Raw genomic sequence first — 2,582 nt, 5'->3', positions numbered from 1 at the left:
GCCATGGACATCGAAGACGGCGGCGGCATGCTGGGCCTGGATGCTCGGCGCGTTCTGCGCCATGAAGGTGTCGAGCGCGTCGAGCGGCCCCTCCGCCTCGATCTCGGCGATCACGTTCCAGCTCATGTTGGAAAGGTCGGCCTCGATGAGGGCGCGGGCGCTGTCCAGGATCTGGCTGGTCTTGGCGTGCAGCTCYTCCTGGCGGCGCCGCAAGGCGAGCTTGTCGCCCTCGACATAGGGCCGCCGGTAGAGCTTCTCCAGCACCGCGCGGGTCTTGAGCACCTGATAGATCGACAGCGCCGGGCAGCGGCTTGCATTGGCGCCGCTGTCGCGCTCGGCCTGGCCKGCCTCGAGATGCGCCTCGATCTTGCGCTCCACCACCGGCTGGATGGCGTTGAGCAGGTTCAGCGCCGACCTGCGATACCAGCGCAACGCCGGCCGCCGGCTGCGCGCCAGCGGCAGCAGGGCGACGCACAGATTGCCCATTGTCTCCAGGTTGTTGTCGCGCTCGAAGGCGGGCGTGGCGCGCAGCGCCTCCAGCCGGTCCAGCCCCGGCTTTGCCAGCACACCGAGATCGTCGGACAACTGCGCCTTGCTCAGGGCCTTGAAGATGTTGGCGATGGCCAGGACATCGGCCTGCTGCAGCCGGTCCTCGGCATAGTGSAGATAATGCGCCAGCTGCTGCAGCCGCTCCTTCAGCAAAGCGGGTTCGGCGACCTCCCCGGCCTCTTCGCCCTGCAGGATACCCCGCGCCAGACCATTCGCTATCATCGCAAGCGGTGGCGTCGCGAACGTGCCGAAGCGACGGCCCTTGGGGCCGAGACCGCCGGCGATCTCCACCAGAGCCTGATAGCACACCGGCTCTTGCGTCCACTTGCTGAAGCCGTTCACCAAGAGCGCCAAATCCTGCGCAGTAAAATCTGAGAGCCCRACATCCGGGCGATCGGCGCGGCGAAGGACCTCCTCGCCAATGGCGACCGTGGCCTGCCGATTGCGCTCCTCTTGCGGCCACTTGCTGAAACCGTTCACCAGGACCGCCAGATGCTGATGACCAAATCCCTTGATTTTGCCGACGCCGGAAGCGATCTCCCCAGCCATGGCAGCTGCAGCCTGGCGCATGCCTGGATCTTGCGGCCATTTGCTGAAGCCATTCACCAAATTGGCCAGGCTCAGCGGAGCAAAGTCGGAGAGCCCGACATTTGGGTGATCGGCGCGGCGAAGGACCTCCCCGCCGAGGGCGGCCGTGGCCTGCCGATTTCGCTCCTCCAGCGGCCACTTGCTGAAACCGTTCACCAGTATGGCCAGCTGCTGATGGGTAAATCCCTTGATTTTGTCGGCACGGGAGGCGACCTCCCCGGCGATGGCGACCGCCGCCTGGCGCATGCCTGGCTCTTGCGGCCACTTGCTGAAGCCATTGATCAGATAGGCCAGCTCCTGACCAGGAAAACCGCGCAATCGGTTGGCGGCGCGACTGACCTCAGAGGCGATGGCGATCATCGCCTCGCGCGTGCTTGCCTGTTCCGGCCATTTGCTGAAACCGTTCACCAGATYGGCCAACCCTTGATTCGCAAATCCCTTGAGCTTTCCGGCTCGGGCAACGACCTCGCCGGCGATGGCAATGGTCGCTTCGCTCGTCTTCTGCTGGTCAGGCCACTTGCTGAAACCGTTCACCAGGTTGGCCAACTCTTGATACCCAAATCTGTTGAGCTCGCCGGCTCGGGTAACGACCTCGCCCGCAATGGAAACCGTCGCGTCGCGCGTCTGTTCGGGCCACTTGCTGAAACCGTTCGCCAGGTTCGCCAGATGTTGATCCGTGAATCCGCCGAGCTCTTTGGCACGCGCAACGATCTCGCCGGCGATGGCAACGGTAGCATGGCGCATGTCGATTTCTTCGGGCCATTTGCCGAACCCGTTCACCAGGTTGGCCAACTCTTGATGTGGAAATCTATTGAGCTTGCCGGCGCGGCCAACGATCTCGGCGGCGATATCCGCCACAGCTTGGCGCAAATCCTGTTCTTCCGGGTATTTGCCGAAGCCATTGACCAGGTTCGACAGGCCCTGCGGGCTAAAATCGGAGAGCCGCTTGGCTCGGCCTGCAAGGCGCGTCACCTCGGTGCCGATGGCGCTAGTGGCTTTCCGACACTTCGCCTGGCTCGGCCATTTGCTGAAACCGTTGACCAGGTTCGCCAGGCCCTGCGGTTCAAAATCGGAGAGCCGCTTGGCTCGGCCTGCGAGGCGCGTCACCTCGGTGCCGATAGCGCCGGTGGCCTCCCGACACTGCGCTTGTTTCGGCCATTTGCTGAAGCCATTGACCAGATTGGTCAGGTTCTGCGGACTGAATTCGGAAAACCCTTGCGTCTCAGCGCGGCGAAGAACCTCACCAGCGACTGCGAACGTGCCTTCGCCACACCCTGGCTGGTCAGGCCACTTGCTGAAGCCRTTCACCAGCAGCGCGAGGTTTCGGGCGTCGAGCTGGCGAAGCACTGCTGGGTTGTCGCTGCAGAACTTGGCGACCCTGATTGTGCCGTCGCGGCATTCCGCCAGTTGGGGATATCGGCCGAACGACAATGCCAAGAGCGGCA

At 63.7% G+C, this 2,582-nt stretch carries 1 protein-coding gene and 1 pseudogene; one reads left to right on the top strand and one right to left on the bottom strand.

The genetic code is table 11. The annotated features are described in order from the left end of the window. A pseudogene (locus ORS3428_RS32295) lies at positions 1–1,029 on the bottom strand (shikimate kinase); the annotation flags it as partial. A gap of 12 nt (positions 1,030–1,041) precedes the next feature. Between ORS3428_RS32295 and ORS3428_RS32960 the strand changes: the two are divergent. Beyond that, on the top strand, positions 1,042–2,582 hold a 1,541-nt coding region (locus tag ORS3428_RS32960; RefSeq protein WP_131802860.1), incomplete at its 3' end, for a hypothetical protein.

Origin of the sequence: Mesorhizobium sp. ORS 3428 (assembly GCF_001854785.1) — a bacterium.
GTDB lineage: Bacteria > Pseudomonadota > Alphaproteobacteria > Rhizobiales > Rhizobiaceae > Mesorhizobium.
Note: the sequence above shows the minus strand (reverse complement) of the source record. Positions and strands in the feature narration are given on the sequence as shown.